General features: G+C 62.0%; 12 protein-coding genes. 1 reads left to right on the top strand and 11 read right to left on the bottom strand.

Going from position 1 to position 14,024, the window contains the following annotated elements:
* Positions 1 to 2: 2 nt before the first annotated feature.
* The 5 genes from IAE33_RS13655 to IAE33_RS13675 form a co-directional block, all read right to left on the bottom strand.
* Positions 3 to 872: an efflux RND transporter periplasmic adaptor subunit gene (locus IAE33_RS13655; protein WP_028635561.1), complete on the bottom strand. Its 870-nt coding sequence runs from the start codon at positions 870 to 872 to the stop codon at positions 3 to 5.
* Complete coding sequence (locus tag IAE33_RS13660) at positions 869 to 1,081, bottom strand: DUF1656 domain-containing protein (protein WP_028635562.1); 213 nt, start codon at positions 1,079 to 1,081, stop codon at positions 869 to 871. The genes IAE33_RS13655 and IAE33_RS13660 overlap by 4 nt, the downstream gene beginning before the upstream one ends.
* The gene (locus tag IAE33_RS13665; protein ID WP_201163873.1) at positions 1,078 to 3,165 is read right to left on the bottom strand and encodes an FUSC family protein; all 2,088 of its coding nucleotides are present in this window, start codon (positions 3,163 to 3,165) and stop codon (positions 1,078 to 1,080) included. The genes IAE33_RS13660 and IAE33_RS13665 overlap by 4 nt, the downstream gene beginning before the upstream one ends.
* Positions 3,162 to 3,614, bottom strand: a complete 453-nt coding sequence (locus IAE33_RS13670; protein ID WP_201163874.1) for a MarR family winged helix-turn-helix transcriptional regulator — start codon at positions 3,612 to 3,614, stop codon at positions 3,162 to 3,164. The genes IAE33_RS13665 and IAE33_RS13670 overlap by 4 nt, the downstream gene beginning before the upstream one ends.
* 104 nt (positions 3,615 to 3,718) lie before the next feature.
* The gene (locus IAE33_RS13675; protein ID WP_201163875.1) at positions 3,719 to 4,513 is read right to left on the bottom strand and encodes a tetratricopeptide repeat protein; all 795 of its coding nucleotides are present in this window, start codon (positions 4,511 to 4,513) and stop codon (positions 3,719 to 3,721) included.
* A 207-nt stretch (positions 4,514 to 4,720) separates the two neighbouring features.
* On the opposite strand from IAE33_RS13675, the gene IAE33_RS13680 reads away from it, so the two are divergent.
* Positions 4,721 to 5,287, top strand: a complete 567-nt coding sequence (locus tag IAE33_RS13680; protein WP_028635566.1) for a WYL domain-containing protein — start codon at positions 4,721 to 4,723, stop codon at positions 5,285 to 5,287.
* A 4-nt stretch (positions 5,288 to 5,291) separates the two neighbouring features.
* On the opposite strand, the gene IAE33_RS13685 is transcribed toward IAE33_RS13680, so the two are convergent.
* The 6 genes from IAE33_RS13685 to IAE33_RS24730 all read right to left on the bottom strand — a co-directional run.
* Positions 5,292 to 6,155: an ABC transporter permease gene (locus tag IAE33_RS13685; protein WP_201163876.1), complete on the bottom strand. Its 864-nt coding sequence runs from the start codon at positions 6,153 to 6,155 to the stop codon at positions 5,292 to 5,294.
* 14 nt (positions 6,156 to 6,169) lie between these two features.
* Positions 6,170 to 7,033, bottom strand: a complete 864-nt coding sequence (locus IAE33_RS13690) for an ABC transporter ATP-binding protein (protein ID WP_201163877.1) — start codon at positions 7,031 to 7,033, stop codon at positions 6,170 to 6,172.
* 4 nt (positions 7,034 to 7,037) lie between these two features.
* Positions 7,038 to 8,057, bottom strand: coding sequence for an ABC transporter substrate-binding protein (locus IAE33_RS13695; RefSeq protein WP_201163878.1), 1,020 nt, complete (start codon positions 8,055 to 8,057; stop codon positions 7,038 to 7,040).
* 17 nt (positions 8,058 to 8,074) lie between these two features.
* Positions 8,075 to 8,974, bottom strand: a complete 900-nt coding sequence (locus tag IAE33_RS13700; protein ID WP_201163879.1) for a TauD/TfdA dioxygenase family protein — start codon at positions 8,972 to 8,974, stop codon at positions 8,075 to 8,077.
* 198 nt (positions 8,975 to 9,172) lie between these two features.
* Positions 9,173 to 9,514, bottom strand: a complete 342-nt coding sequence (locus IAE33_RS13705) for a tryptophan synthase subunit beta (protein WP_201163880.1) — start codon at positions 9,512 to 9,514, stop codon at positions 9,173 to 9,175.
* Between the two features lie 162 nt (positions 9,515 to 9,676).
* Positions 9,677 to 14,024 (bottom strand): immunoglobulin-like domain-containing protein (locus tag IAE33_RS24730; RefSeq protein WP_201163881.1); only part of this gene is annotated, 4,348 nt, incomplete at its 5' end.

The following is a 14,024-nucleotide window of genomic DNA, read 5'->3' on the forward strand; positions in this document are numbered from 1 at the left end:
GGCTACTGGCCCTCCACGATCGAAACCGTGGCGGTACGCCCGGCGACCATTCGGAAGTCCGGTGGCACTTCGTCGAAGGCGATGCGCACCGGAATACGCTGTGCCAGGCGCACCCAGCTGAAGGCAGGGTTGACGTTGGGCAGCAGGTTCGCGCCGCTGCTGCGGTCACGGTCCTCGATGCCGGCTGCGAAGCTTTCTACATGCCCGCGCAGGCGGGTGTTGTCGCCCATCACGCGGATATCCACCGCGTCACCAATGTGGATGCCGCCCAGCTTGGTTTCTTCGAAGTAGCCATCGACGTGGTACGAAGCGCTGTCGACCACCGACAACACCGGCCGCCCTGCGGTGACGAACTCATGGTTGCGCGGCGCGCGGTCGTTGAGGTAGCCGTCCACCGGGCTGCGCACCACCGAGCGGTCGAGGTTCAGCTGCGCGGTATCCACCGCCACCTGGGCCTCGCTGACCGCGGACCGGGCACGGGCTTCGCGCGACTGGCTTTCTTCCAGTTGCTCGGCAGCCACCAGGTTGCCCAGCTTGCGATTGCGTCGGGTTTCCCGCGACGCCTGGGCCAGGGTTTCCTGGCGCTCACCAAGGGTGGCCTTGGCCTGGCGCAGGGCCAAGGTGAAACGGTCCTGGTCGATGGTGAACAGCACATCGCCGCGTTTGACGGTCTGGTTGTCGCGCACTTCCACCTTCTGGATAAGCCCGGACACGTCCGGGGCAATCTGGATCACGTCGGCACGGATGTGGCCGTCGCGGGTCCAGGGGGCGAACAGGTAATACACCACCATCTGCCACACAAGTACGGCGGCAAAGGTCACGACCAGCAGGGTGAGGACCACACGGCCCAGCGTCAGCAAAGGTTTTTTCATGGCAGCATCAGGCTTCGACAAAAATGGTCAACCGCACCGAGCAGTACGGCGTAAAGGGCAACGTTGAACAGTGCGCGGTGCCAGACCAGGCGGTAGAAGTGCACGCGCACCAGCACCGCATGCACCCCCAGAAACAGCAGGTAGGTCGCAAACATCATCACCAGCAGCGTGGGCAGGAATACCCCGCTGATATCCAGTTCACCAATCACAGTGGCGCTCCATCCAGCCCGGGAGGCAGTTGCGGTTGTTCGGCAGGCTCCAGCATTACCTCCACTCCGGGCAGCAGCGCCAGGCGCAAGCCGGCCAGGGCATGCAGCAGGTGGGTGCGGGCCGCGCCGCGTTCATGCGGGTTATCCAGGTTCAGTGCCAGGCGCGCACGCTCCATGCTGCGCAGCAGCGCTGTTGAGGCATGCAGCCGCTCGCCGACACGCAGGCAGGCGGCGTAATGCGCACCCACTTCCTCGATGACCGTGGCCAGGCGCTGGCGGCCTTGCTGCCCCGCACGCGGCATGTAGGCCAGCAGGTCCAACAGGTTGAGCCCCACGCGCAGGTCGCGCAGTGCTACACCGCTGTCCTGGCCGGTTTGCGACAACCGCGGCAGGTGCTGCATCAGGCGGTCGAGCATCTGCACCCCCACCTTGCGGTGCTCCGCGAGGGTGGCCGGCTCGGTCATCTCGACGATGTCGCGCCAGGTGAAGCGGGTCATGCGTTTGGCCGCCAGTTCCACCCCGAACGGGCGCATTACCAAGGTCCAGACGAAGGCGAACAGCAGCCCCACCGGCCCAGCCAGGTTGGAATTGAGGAAGGTGAAGAAGTCCGCGTCGTACGCCCCCTGAATGCTGATGAAGGTGGAGGTGTTGACGATGGTCAGCAGGGTGCCCAGGTAGAAGCGCGGCTGCACGGTCAGTGTGCCAATGCAGATGAAGGGCACGGCGAAGGCCAGCACCAGCATCGGGAAGTCGTGCAGGTTGGGCAGCACCAGGAACAGGTACAGGCTGGAGAAAATCACCGACATCAGGGTCCAGAAGAAGAACCGGTAGATCTGTGGCGCCGGGTCATCCATGGCGGCGAAGAAACTGCATGACACCGCCGCCAGGATCACCGCACTGGCGCCGTCATTCCAGCCCAGGCCGATCCACAGCCCGCATGCCACGATGATCGCCAGCACGGTGGACGCTACCGAGTACAGCATCAGGCCCCGGTCAAAGAACGGCTTCAGACGGGCCAGGCGCCAGTGCCGATACACGGCACGCCACGGTGTGGCATCGTCGCTGCGCAGCGCATGCTGCAGGGTGCAGCAGTCCTGCCACAGATCGACCCACTCGGTGAGCCGGTAAAACGCGTTGGACAGCAGCAACTCGGCACGCTGGTCGAGGGCCTCGGCCCCTGGCTGCAGGCGGTCGATGTCGGCATGCAGGGCAGCCCAGCGCCCGATTGAGGCGCTGTCGGCAGTGCCCGCGAGCCATTGCCGGGCGGCATCCAGCACAGGTTGCAGTTGTTCGAACTGCTGTGGCGCACGGCCGTGCAACGCCGTCAGCGCGTCATCCAGGGCATCGAGCACCGGCAGCAGGTGGATCATGCGCCCGCGCAGTTCGCGTACGTTCTTCAAGGTGTGGGGGCCGGCGCCTTCATGGCCGAGCTGGCCGATCATCAACTCCAGGGAGTTGAACGTGGTTACCATGGCACCGCGCATGCCACCCACGTCACTGGTGCCAGACAGCCGCGCCAGGTAGCTGTCGCTGTAGCGGATGGCATCGTTGAACCAGTTGCCGGTCGCACCCACAACCACCGGCGCCAGCCGGCGTGGCCAGAAAATGGCCCCGACCACTGCCGCACAGACAATGCCCAGGCAGATTTCCTGAGCCCGGGAGGAGGCCACGTCGAAAACCGCCAGCGGGTTGTCGACCACGGCCAGGGCGATCATCGGCAAGGTGTAACCGGCCAGCATCAGTACATAGTTATTGGCGGTACGCAGGTTCAGCGAGAGGAACAGCAAGGTACCGGTCCACAGGGCAATGGCGATGCTGAGCAGCAACGGCGATTGCACCAGCGGCGGTACCAGCAGCACCGCCCCGGCGGCGCCCAGCAAGGTCCCCAAGGCGCGGTACAGTGCCTTGGAGCTGGTAGGGCCGAGGAACGGGCTGGAGACGATGTACACCGTAGCCATGGCCCAGTAAGGGCGTGGCAGCTGCATCAGCAGCGCGATGTACAACGCGATCATGGAGGCGGCGAAGGTGCGCACACCATAAAACCAGTCACGGGCCGGCGGTACCGAACTGAAGAAGCCGTTCATGCCGGGCCTCCCGCGCTGCCCAGGCCGGCTGCTTCGAAGGCACGCAGCACGCGCAACGCACCGTCGAGGTCCGCCTGGTCGACACCGCCCAGCACATCGCCACGCAACCTGACCAGTTCGGCTTCGATGGCTTCGGCCAGCGTGCGGCCTGCGTCGGTCAGGCTCAGGGCCTTGGCCCGCCGGTCCAGCGGGTCTTCACTGCGCACTACCAGGCCGGCTTTGCACAGCTGGTCGAGCAGACGTACCAGCGAAGGGCTCTCCAGGCCGGCAGCCTGGGCCACGGCAACCTGGTGCACACCATCGCCCAGGCGCACGATCATCAGCAGCGGCGCCGCGCAGGCCTCGGAGATACCGTAGCCGGTCAACGCGTTGTGGCAGATGCGCCGCCAGTGGCGAGCAGCAACCACCAAGCCGCTGCTGACCTGCAGGCGCAGAAGATCAAGGGACATAGGTAGACCAGCTATATTCATAGTTTGCTAACTATCAATATACGCCTGGCCCTCCCCCTCTCGTCAACCGCTGCCGACGGAGGGCACACCGCAAAGGCTGCACATCATGGGTGAATCTGGTCTTCCAGTTTCATTGTCAGGGCCAAGGTGCTGCCCATCTGCACGGCGCGGTCCCGCCACTGTTCGTAGCGCACCTTATCGCGGCTGCTGAAGTGCACAGCCAGTTCCTCGGCCGCCTGTACTACGCCCGCTGCGGCAGCCAGTTCCAGCCAGTACAAGGCAGGCTTGAGCTCAGCCTGCACGTACAGCCCGTGCATCAGGCGGTAACCGACTTCGAAGCGGCAGCGCGCCTCGCCCTGCTCGGCACCGCGCAGGAACCACTGGTAAGCCTGCGCAGGGTCTACCTGCCATTGAAGCTCGCCGTCACACACTTCTTCTTCCAGCAGGTCGCCCAACGCGGCAGCGGCATGCAACATGCCCCGCTCGAAGGCCTGCCTGTAGCACTCTGCTGCCTGCATGTAGGAAGGCTCGACGCCTTTGCCAAAGTAGTGTTGCTGCCCAAGGTTGAACCATGCCGCCGCACTCCCCTGCAACGCTGCCATGCGCAACAGGTGCCCCGCCAGCACGGTATCGGCACGCCAGTACTTGCCGTTCAGCCAGATCCAGCCCAAGTCATTGAGGGCTGCCACGTTGCCCTGCAACGCTTGTAGCCGCAGGTCGCGATACACCGCCTGCAAGTCGCTGGCCTCGTCCAGGCGGCTGACCAGCAGGGAGCGTTGGCTGGGCAGCCCGACCCCGGCAAACAACCGCTGTCGCTTCCCCACGGCGGCTGGCGGGGTGATGACCCGCTCGGGAAGAAGGCGGGCAAGCAGCGAATGGATATTGCTGGCAGCAGACATGTTCATCCTCATTGAACGACGCACAACCCCAACCTTCGGCTGTGATGAGGCGTGATTCTGCGGGACGGCACGTCAAAACCTGTCGCGAACGATACGGTACCAGGCAACCAAACGTCACTTACTTGATCTGAGCGGTCTGTGGCCAATTGCCATGCCCCTCGCATGCCGCCATCCTATTGCGGCAAGCCTAGACAAGGACGTTATCTTTTGCCGTTCGCCACCACTCGCGCCACCTTAAGCCGTCAGTGGGCACTGCTGCGCCAGTTGCCCAGCCGCTCCCCCGGCATCACCAGCTCCGAACTGGTCTGGCGCCTGCGAGACCTGGGCTTTAGCGTCAGCAAACGCACCGTAGAGCGTGACCTCAACGAGCTGTCACTGATCTTTCCACTGGAGCGCAATGACAAGAGCATCCCGTTCGGCTGGCACTGGTCGGCCAGTGCCGTGGGTGAATTGCGCGGCAGTTCGGACCTGCTCGCCCATTTACGCGGTGATGCCGTGCTGCCTGTGCAGGGCGACGGCATCGAACTGGTTGCCCGCATCAGTGACACGCTGGCCCGGCAACTGCGTGAAGCGCCATTGAGCAGCGACATGCAACTGACGGCGCACAAGCAAGGCCATCAGTTGCGGGCCACGGTCAGCGATGGCTGCCCGTTGCGGTGGTGGCTGTTGAGCCAGGGTGATGCGGTGGTGGTCGAGCAACCGGCGCAGTTGCGCGACGAGATTGGCAAGATCCTGACCAATGCAGCAGCGCAGTATCAGGACCTGAAGCCGTAACAGGTCAGCGCTGCATACCCCAACGGCGCACCGTCAACCGCTCGAGGGTATTGAATACCAGGCCCTCCACCAGCAACCCGATCAGAATCACCACCGCAAGCCCGGCAAACACCTTGTCGGTGTACAGCTCGTTGCGGTTCTGGAAGATGTACCAGCCAAGGCCGCCTTTGCCGCTGCTGGCGCCGAACACCAGCTCTGCTGCAATCAGGGTGCGCCAGGCGAATGCCCAACCGATCTTGAGCCCGGACAGGATCGACGGCAGGGCTGCCGGCACCAGGATGTACAGCACCAGCCGCAGCCCTCTCAGGCCATAGTTGCGTCCCGCCATGCGCAAGGTTTCGGACACGCCGAGAAAACCGGCATAGGTATTGAGCGCCAACGCCCACAGCACGGAGTGCACCAGTACGAAGATAAGGCTGTTGTCGCCCAGCCCGAACCACAGCAATGCCAGTGGCAACAGGGCAATAGCCGGCAACGGGTTGAACATTGAAGTCAGGCTGCCCAGCAGGTCACGCCCCAGCTGGGTCGACACCGCCAGGCTGGTGAGGCCGAAGGCCAGGATGATCCCAAGCACGTAACCCTTGAGCAGGATGACCAGCGACACGCCCACCTTGGCCGGCAACTCACCGCTGACCAGGCCGCCCCACAGCGCCGTGGCTGTCTGCAGGAAGGTCGGCAGCAGCAGGTCGTTGTCCTGGTAACGGGCAACGGCCTCCCACAGCAGGGCCAGCACCAGCAGGATAACCGCCTTGCGCAGCCAGCCGTGTTGCCACAGGCGCTGAGCCAATGGCAGGTTGCGTTCCACAGGCACACTGAGCAACGGCTCCAGCTGCACCTCGTATTCCTGGCGTACAGGGGTAGTGGTCATGGCTGAAGCTCCTGTCAGTAGGCGATGCGGATGTCGTTGAAGCCAAGGCTTTCGGCTTGTTCGGGGGTATCGGCTTCATCGAACAGCAAGCGGTGGATGCGCCGGGCACTGGCCTGGAAATCGCGGCCACCCAGGCTGCCCAGGCCGTATTGGTGGCTGTGCACTTCGGCGCGTACCCGCCCTGGGTGGGGCGACAGCAGCAAGATGCGGTTGCCTACCACCAGGGCTTCCTCGATGGAATGGGTAACGAACAGCAGGGTGAAGCGCACCTCCTCCCATAGCAGCAGCAATTCTTCCTGCATCTTGCGTCGGGTCAGCGCGTCGAGTGCCGCGAACGGTTCATCCATCAGCAGGATCTTCGGCTGCGTGGCCAAGGCCCTGGCAATGGCGACGCGCGCTTTCATACCGCCCGACAGGGTGTGCGGGTAGGCATCTGCAAAGGCTGCCAGGCCAACTTTCTCCAGGTAGTGCAGCGCCCGCTCTTCAGCCTCTGCGCGTTTCAGTTGGCCCGATACCAACAGCGGGAACATCACGTTTTGCTTTACCGTTTTCCAGGGCGGCAACTGGTCAAACTCCTGGAATACGACGATACGGTCCGGGCCGGGGCCGCTGACCGGCTGCCCCTGTAGCACGATCTGCCCCGCCTGGGGCTGAATGAAGCCGGCCACGGCCTTGAGCAAGGTGGACTTGCCGCAACCAGAAGGGCCGAGCAGCACGAAGCGGTCCGCCGGGTCTACCTCGAAACTCACCTGGTGCGTGGCGCGCACCACACGTTGCCGGGTACGGTATTCGAGGGTGAGGTCATCCACTTTCAGCAGCGGCGACGTGGCCGCACGGTTGAGGTTGCTGACCGTGTGGCCTGGCAATGATGCAGTCATGCGCTCAGCTCCCCTGCAGCGGGCGTTCATCCTGGAAGAAGTAGTCCTTCCACGATTCAGGCTTGTGCTTGATGGCGCCTACCCGGTAGAGAAATTCGGCAAGCTTGTAGGTGTTCTTTGGGGTGACGGTGAATTCGTACTGCGGGTTGTCGATCAGTTTGATCAATGTTTCACGGTCGATCTTGGCTTTGGTCACGCGGATGTAGGTGTCGGCAGCGGCCGCCTTGTCGTTCTGGGCAAAGGTGGCAGCTTCCGCCAGGGCATCGACAAACGCCTTGTAGGTCTTGGGGTTGTCCTTGCGGAATTTCTCAGTCGCAAACAGCAGGGTGGGCGAATTCGGCCCGAGCAGGTCGTAGCTGTTGAGCACCACATGCACGTTCTTGTTGGCCAGCGCCTGGTCCTGGAACGGCGGGTTGGAGAAGTGGCCGTTCAGCTCTGTACCCCCTGCCAGCAGTGCGGCAGTGGCATCAGGGTGCGGTACGGCAAGGGTGTATTTGTCCAGCCGGTTGTACTGAGCGTCGCCCCACTGCTGCGCTGCCGCGTACTGCAGGAAGCGCGACTGCACAGACACACCCACTGCCGGCACTGCGATGCGGTCTTTGTCTGAGATATCAGCGATGGTTTTCACAGCAGGGTTGCTGCTGACCAGGTAATACGGGAAGTTGCCCAACGAGGCAACGGCCTTGACGTTCTGCCGCCCCTTGGTGCGGTCCCACACGGTAAGCAGCGGGCCTACCCCTGCCCCCGCGATATCCACCGAGCCAGACAGCAATGCATCATTGATGGCAGAGCCGCCAGACAACTGGGCCCAGTCGACTTCGATGTCGATGCCCTGCTGCTTGCCGTGCTTTTCGATCAGGTGCTGGTCTCGCACTACGTTCAACAGCAGGTAGACGATGCCGAACTGTTCGGCGATGCGGATCTTGCCTTCGGCATGAGCCAGGTTAGGGGTAGCCAGGCTGCCCACCACCAGGCTTGCGCCCAGGCCGATGCTTGCCGCCAGGCGGCTGATGGATTTGCGCATGATGGTTTCCTCAGTCGTCAGAACGGGGCATCGCCCTGGATGGTGGTGCGGTAGAGTTTGCGCCGCAGGTGCGCGGGGCAGCCGGCGGCCAGGTGGATGAGCGAGCGGTTGTCCCAGAACACCAGGTCGTGCGGCTGCCACTGATGGCGGTAGATGTTCTGCTCCAGCACGCTCAGGGCGTAGAGCTGCTGCAGCACGTCACGGCTTTCATCGTCCGGCAAGCCGACGATGCGGGTGGTAAACCCTTCGCTGACGAACAGGGCCTTGCGGCCGTTCTCGGGGTGCGTGCGCACCACCGGGTGGATCACTTCCTGAACCTGGGCCAGCTGCTCGGCGGTAAGGGTGGGGCGCCAGTTGCCTTCGAACTTGGTTTCGGCATAGCGCGCGGTGTAGGAGTGCGCGGCATCGCGCCCGGCAATGACCTTGCGCAGCGCATCGGGCACGGCCTCCCAGGCCTTGTGCATGTCGGCGAACAGGGTGTCACCGCCTTCGCTTGGCAGCTCCTGGGCGTGCAACATCGAACCCAGGCTGGGCAACGCTTTGTACGACAGGTCTGAATGCCAGAACTTGCCGGCATCGCCCAGGCCGATGTTCTGGCCGTTCTCGACGATGTTGGAAACAATCAGAATTTCTGGGTGGCCGGCCAACAGGAACTGTTTGAGCACGTGAATCTGAAGCTCGCCGAAGCGGCGGCTGAAGGCAATCTGTTGCTGGGGGCTGATGCGCTGGTCGCGGAACACCAGCACATGGTGATCGAGGTGAGCGCGATGGATACGGCTGAAATCCTTGGCATTGACCGGCTGGGCAAGGTCCAGGCCGATAATCTCGGCGCCAACGGCACCGGAGAACGGGCGGATTTCGAAGCGTTGCGGCTGGGCGCTGTCGAGGGTCGACAAGGCGTTCGAGGCGGCTGGCATTTTTCACTCCACGCAGTGCGCGACTCCAGGACGCGCAACGATCAGAAACGCACGGGGTATTCCCGTGTGGGTTCAAGTCGTGCGGCGCATCGATTGGTCGACGGGTACGCAGTGGGGTGAACTATAAATGCATAAGAAAAATTATTTAAATACCTTTAAAGAATAAACATAGTTCGTCCATTCTGGCTTGATCCGCGATCAGAGCAAGCCACCCTCCTCTTCTTCTACGATCAGGTTGTTGAGGCTGCTGAGCGCCTTGCGCGCCGTGGAACGGTTCAGCAACTTGGCCTGGGCGCCGGGTGGCAGGTCGGTGATCTTGAACACGCCCTTGGCGGTGAGCACATCGATCAGGTCCTCGAGCACACGGATCATGTCCAGGTCGCTTTGCTTGAGTTGGTTCAGGCTGTTTTCCACGACGTCATCAGCGAACCACTCCTGAATGTCGGCATGGTCGGCCGGGAGCATTTCGGTGAATTCGTCAAAAGCGGCTGCTTCTACCCGCAGCAACTGGCCGGCAGCGTCGCGTTGCACGTAGAACATGGCAGAGTCCCTCGTCACAGTGGTTCCTTGTCAGTAGACAGCAGCATAGGCAAAAAGCGCCGGGCACGTTGGCCCGGCGCCGGATTATGCGCTGTGGTCGTTAGGCGGGGAAGCCTTGCTAGCGCATTGGGGCGGCGCTGGAGGCCGCCCCGTGCGCGGTTATCAGCTGTCCTTGTTATGGATGATGATGGTCGGGTCGGCACCGCTGATCAACGAGTTGATCGATTGGTTGGACCAGTTCACACCTTCCAGCTTGATGGTGACATCGACGTTGGCCAGGCCACCGGTAGCATTGAGCTTGCCTTCACTGCTGACCTGGAGCGTGGTCGTACCTTCGACCGTGGTGAGCTTCAGGTAGTTGTCGATCGTACTGCCCTTCTCGCCCTGCAGCAGGTCCTTGAGGTCGATACGGTCGCCTTCACCCTTGTTGAAGTCCTTGATCACATCGTTGCCGTAGTCGCCGGCCTTCCATACGAAGGTGTCGGCACCGCTGCCACCGATCAGGATATCGTCCCCCGGGCCGCCAATGAGGATGTCGTTGCCGGAGCCGCCCAGCAGGATGTCATTGCCCTTGCCACCGTCCAGTGTGTCGTTGCCGCCTTGACCGAAGAGAATATCGTTGCCGTTACCGCCCGACAGAATGTCATTGCCGTCGTTGGTACCGGAGATATCGAACTCTTTGTAATGCTCGGTGATGTACTGGTGCATCGCCTTGCTGTCCACGGCACTGGAATCCACACCGGTTTTCATCGCGACATAGTTCTGCAGCGCTTCGATGCCGTTGCCTGCAACCGACGGCATGGTGATCAGGTCGCCGAAGATGATGTCGTTGCCGTCACCGCCATTGACCGTGTCATTGCCTGGCGCCGTGGCGTCGGTATGGCCGAGTACCGCATTGGCCAGGTTGGAGGCGTCGATGTTGGTTTGCGGGTTGCCGTCAGAGTCGTAAGGCTTCAGGTCATCGGTATTTACACCGCTGCCGATACCAATGGCTTCGATGGTTGGCGACAACGCCTTGAGCAAGGCGAACGCGCTCTTGGAGTTGCTGACGGTGTCGGCGTCGGCGTAGTTACCTTGGCCAGCAAGGCTCGACAACTCATACGTACCATCACCCTGCGCATGCAGCACGCCGCTCACAGCCGTGCTCCAGCCCCAGAAGCCGGCCTTGTACACAGCCAGGTTGCCGTTGCTGTCGATCTGCAGGACGTTGTTGCTGTCCAGGTTGACGTTCACGGTCTGGCCAAGCTTGTAATTGATCGACGACAGGTAGGCATCCATCATGATGTTTGCCTTACTGCTGCTGTAGCTGACAAGCGTAGGGTTGGTCCTCTCGCCGGTCTGGTAGAACGTAGGCTGGCCGTCGGTGATGAAGAAGGTCTGGTTAGTACCGGACACACCCGCATCTTTCAGGTTCTGGAACCAGTTTGCCGTGGTCTTGAACGCATCTTCGTAGTTGGTACCGCCGTCGGCACTCATTGCGCTGAGTGCGTTTTTCAGTGTCTGCAGGGCGGAACCGTCGGACAGGTTCACCGAAACGGTCGATTTCACCTGGGTGGCGAAGTCCACCAGCAGCACGTTGACCGTACCGGATGTGGAACCCTTCACGCTGTTGGACAGGGTGGTGAACACAGACTGCAGCGCTTTCTGCGCAGCATCCACCGAGTTCTTCATACTGCCCGAGGTATCCACGATGAATGCCAGGTTGTAGCTCTGCCCTGGGGTCACATGGAAGCCACCGATATCAGACACGATGATCTCGTTGGCGCCGGTACCGGTGAAGTTGTCGCTGTCGGCGGTCAGGTTGGTGGACGTGTAGGTATCCCCGTACACCGTGACCTTGATCGTGCCTTCATTGACTGCCTTGCTGCCGCCAACGCTCTCGGTGGAGATAGAGGTGACCTTCACGTCGAACTGGCCCTGGTAGTAGGCCGGTGGTTTGATGGTGAGGCTGCCCAGCTTCCAGCCGGTAACATCCACACCCGACGCGCCCACGGTGGCGGTATGGCCAGCACCATCACTGACCACCGAGCCTGCCGGGATGCCGGACAGCTTCACGTTCAGGCTTTCGGAGCCGTCTGTGTCGGTCAGGGCGGTAGAGATACCGACCAGTTTGACCGTGCCATTCTCAGGCCCTTCGTTGAGCTTGTAGCCGTCGTAGTAATTCTGGCCGTTGACCGTGTGCATGTCGGACACGCTCAGGCCAGCGTTACCCATCTCGGTGACGTTCTGGTACATCTTGATGTTCGAGCTGCTCAGGTCCGTCACGGCACCGGAGCCCACCTGGATATTCAGGTCATAGCTACCCGGGCCAGACTGGTTGGCATGGTAGATCTCGATTGGGTAATAACCCGAGGAGGCCGGCGTGAAGGTGCCGGACACCTGGCCACCACCGCCCCAGGTGGTGGTAACCACGGCCTTGCCGCCTACGTTCACCAGGAAGCTGTCGTCAGCCGTACCGCTGAAGGTGTAGGTTTTGCCAGCTTCCAGGTAGATCAGGCCGGACGTCTTCGAACCGGTACCCGCGTTCACGTTGCCGTCGGACTGCACGTTGGTGATGGTGCCGCTGGAACTGGCGTTGCCAGAGTTGGCAAACACCGTCTTCAGCTCGTCGCCGGTAATACCATTGCCGCCGGTGCCCAGGTTTTTAAGGCTGGTCCACACTTCCTTGGTCAGCCCTTTGGACTCGACATCGGCACTGCCGATTGCCAGCGTCGGCATGTCTGCCACCGGGCTGATATCGACCTTCATGGTCACTTCGGTGCCCAGGTTGGTGCCGTCGTTCGGTTTGTACTTGAACTGTGCGTAGTCAGCCTGCTGGTTGCCCACACCGGTGCCGCCGTAGCCATCGGCGCCGGACTGGTTGAGCAGCGGCACGAACTTCAACTTGCTGGCAGTGATGTCCGCCTGGCTGACCACCTGGCCCACGGTGACGTTGGTCCAGGCAGTGCCATTGAAGAACTTCAGGCTGCCGGCAACCGGCAGCGAGGTGATGGTCACAAACAGGCCCGTGTTGCCGTCTGGGTCGGTGACCTTGAAGTCATTCCAGGCGAACACGTAGTCGGTATCTTCGACGCCGTACACAGCACCGCCCGGCGACACTGGCAGGTTGTCGTTGTCGATGATGGCCGTAGTGACGCTGCCCTTGCTGCTGTCGACCTGCAGGTTTTCGAAGTTGCCACCGGTGGCACTGTCGATCTTCACAGTGAAGTTCTCGGTACCTTCCACCAGCTTGTCATCGATGGTCGGTACGTCGAAGGTCACCCCAGAGCTGTTGGCCGGGATCTTGACGGTGGTAACGCCCGTGAAGTCTTCACCGTTCTTGGCGGTGCCGGAATAGCTGAGGGTGATGGTGACTTCAGCTTTCGACGGATTGCTCAGGGTCAGTGTGTAGTGGGCCGTTTCACCTTCGGTCAGTGATGTGGTGCCGCTGATGCCCACGGTGGTCAAGTCGCCCTGGCCCGCAGGTTCGTCGGTCACGGCGGTGGTCACCGAGGCCTTGTTGGCTACCAGGTTCTCGAACTGCTTGTCGCCGGCAACTGCCAGGTCGGTAATCGCTTTCACGATCGAAGGCTGGCCGCCCACATACACGTCGTCTGGTGCGTTGATGCTCACGGTGCCGCTGGCGGAGCCGGCAGCGATGAACACCTGGGTGCCACCGGTCAGGGTCACGGTCACACCGCCGTGACCAGTGACTGGCAGGCTGCTGTCTTCACTCACCAGGGTGACGGTGTAGGTGATCTTGCCACCTTCGGCCACGGTGGTGTTATCCACAGAAAGCACCGCAGTGACTTTGCTGATGGTGTCGGTGACGTTGACCGAAGCTGGGCCGCCAATGACCAGGTTCTCGAACGTGGCGTTCGGGACTTCGGCCTTGGTGATGCCCACTTGGATTTTGCCTTCGTCTTTGAAGACATCATCGCCCTGAGCCGGTGCGGTGTAGGACTTGCTGGTTTCACCTGCCTTGAATACAACAGTGGCGTTATTGCTCAGGGTGACGGTGAGGTCTTTATCCAGCGCACGGTTCAAGGTCAGCGTGAAGAGCGGCGCGGTGGCTTCGTTGACAGAAGCCTGGTTGGCCACGATGTTCACCTGTACCAGGTCGCCCTGGCCCGCAGGTTCGTCGGTCACGGCGGTGGTCACCGAAGCCTTGTTGGCTACCAGGTTCTCGAACTGCTTGTCGCCGGCAACTGCCAGGTCGGTAATCGCTTTCACGATCGCAGGCTGGCCACCCACATACACGTCGTCTGGTGCGTTGATGCTCACGGTGCCGCTGGCGGAGCCGGCAGCGATGAACACCTGGGTACCACCGGTCAGGGTCACGGTCACACCGCCGTGGCCAGTGACTGGCAGGCTGCTGTCTTCACTCACCAGGGTGACGGTGTAGGTGATCTTGCCGCCTTCGACCACGGTGGTGTTATCCACAGACAGCACCGCAGTGACCTTGCTGATGGTGTCGGTAACGTTCACCGAAGCTGGGCCGCCGATGACCAGGTTCTCGAACGTGGCGTTC

Source organism: Pseudomonas sp. S60 (assembly GCF_016647865.1).
Lineage (GTDB): Bacteria > Pseudomonadota > Gammaproteobacteria > Pseudomonadales > Pseudomonadaceae > Aquipseudomonas > Aquipseudomonas parafulva.

Coding starts and splice junctions, on each gene's coding strand:
- IAE33_RS13690 (WP_201163877.1), bottom strand. CDS start 7,033: ATGACTGCATCATTGCCAGGCCACACGGTCAGCAACCTCAACCGTGCG.
- IAE33_RS13685 (WP_201163876.1), bottom strand. CDS start 6,155: ATGACCACTACCCCTGTACGCCAGGAATACGAGGTGCAGCTGGAGCCG.
- IAE33_RS13675 (WP_201163875.1), bottom strand. CDS start 4,513: ATGTCTGCTGCCAGCAATATCCATTCGCTGCTTGCCCGCCTTCTTCCC.
- IAE33_RS13700 (WP_201163879.1), bottom strand. CDS start 8,974: ATGCCAGCCGCCTCGAACGCCTTGTCGACCCTCGACAGCGCCCAGCCG.
- IAE33_RS13655 (WP_028635561.1), bottom strand. CDS start 872: ATGAAAAAACCTTTGCTGACGCTGGGCCGTGTGGTCCTCACCCTGCTG.
- IAE33_RS13665 (WP_201163873.1), bottom strand. CDS start 3,165: ATGAACGGCTTCTTCAGTTCGGTACCGCCGGCCCGTGACTGGTTTTAT.
- IAE33_RS13705 (WP_201163880.1), bottom strand. CDS start 9,514: ATGTTCTACGTGCAACGCGACGCTGCCGGCCAGTTGCTGCGGGTAGAA.
- IAE33_RS13695 (WP_201163878.1), bottom strand. CDS start 8,057: ATGCGCAAATCCATCAGCCGCCTGGCGGCAAGCATCGGCCTGGGCGCA.
- IAE33_RS13670 (WP_201163874.1), bottom strand. CDS start 3,614: ATGTCCCTTGATCTTCTGCGCCTGCAGGTCAGCAGCGGCTTGGTGGTT.